Annotated in this window: 1 protein-coding gene; it reads right to left on the bottom strand. The window is 56.1% G+C overall.

What is annotated here, in order from left to right; genetic code table 11:
- On the bottom strand, positions 1-515 hold a 515-nt coding region (locus AB4043_RS26325), incomplete at its 3' end, for an FAD-dependent oxidoreductase (protein WP_442308631.1).
- Positions 516-1,121: the final 606 nt, after the last annotated feature.

Below are 1,121 nucleotides of genomic sequence, written 5' to 3'. Positions count from 1 at the left end.
GGAGTGACCAGCTCACGCAAGCGGGAGTTTGCTCCGTCGCCACCGATGGCGATGTCGGCCAGTGCTGTCTTTCCGCCTGCGAAGCGTAACAAGACCTGCTCGCCCTGAATCTCTGAAGAGTCCAGCTTGCAGTCCCACTGCACCGTATCAGGCTCAAGCGAGTCGAGCAGAAGATCGCGCAGAGGACCACGTTCGATCTCAGGACGTTTCCCCGGACCGGACATCCGGCGAGAGTGATCGTGAAGAACCGTACCGTTTTCATCGGTAAGGCGAAGGTTGTTGAGGTCTGGTCGATGGTTCGCCCAGAAGGCGTCTGTCAGGCCGGCGGCTTCCAGCGCTGCCAGTCCAGAGTCTTCGTGGAGGTCCAACGCGCTGCCCTGGACTCGTGCACTGCGGCTTTGGTCACGCTCGTACACTGACACCCGCGCACCGCTTTGCTGTAGCAGCCGTGCGAGGGTAAGGCCGCCTGGTCCTCCGCCGACAATGGCGACCTTCTTTCCACAAATAGCGTTCATATTGATCGTCCCGGTCCTTCAGCCTGAATCAAGTGCCACGTTGCCTGGAGAATTTTTCCTGTAGGTGCAGTGTGTAGGGCTTCCGCATCTATGGGCGTTTTCCGCAATGAAAACGCCACTGCAAGCCCCTTTCGGAATACCCAGGAACAGGGAAAACGCTCTAATGTACTGATTTGGCTCACAGGATCTGATGAACTGCTGCAACGCAAGGAGCGGAATTAATTCGCTTACCCTTCCTTGACGGAACAGAACCAGGAGATCAGTCTTGTTCCTTGTACCGGATTAGCATTCGTCCAAGCGCTTGAAGCACACTCCTAAGATCCGAAGATTGCTGACGAAAAGCCGACTTCCCGGTACTTAATACGGCCGGCCAGATTTTTCCAGTCCTTTGGCTGAGGCTTTAAGGTCGGCGGCTCGGAGTAGGATCAGTCTGTTCACACATAGTTATGAGGCGGAACTGATCTTCCGGACTTGCAATGGAGGTTGTGATGTCGAATGGCGAGCTGTTTGATTTAAAGGGCAAAGTGGCTGTCGTTACCGGCGGTAACGGTGGTCTCGGTCGCGGAATCGCTTTGGGACTAGCCAGGGCGGGTGCCGCTGTTGCAG

The organism is Terriglobus sp. YAF25, from assembly GCF_052113305.1.
In the GTDB taxonomy this organism is placed as follows: Bacteria; Acidobacteriota; Terriglobia; order Terriglobales; family Acidobacteriaceae; genus Terriglobus.
The sequence above is the reverse complement of the archived record's forward strand: the minus strand, read 5'-3'. Positions and strand labels throughout refer to the sequence as shown.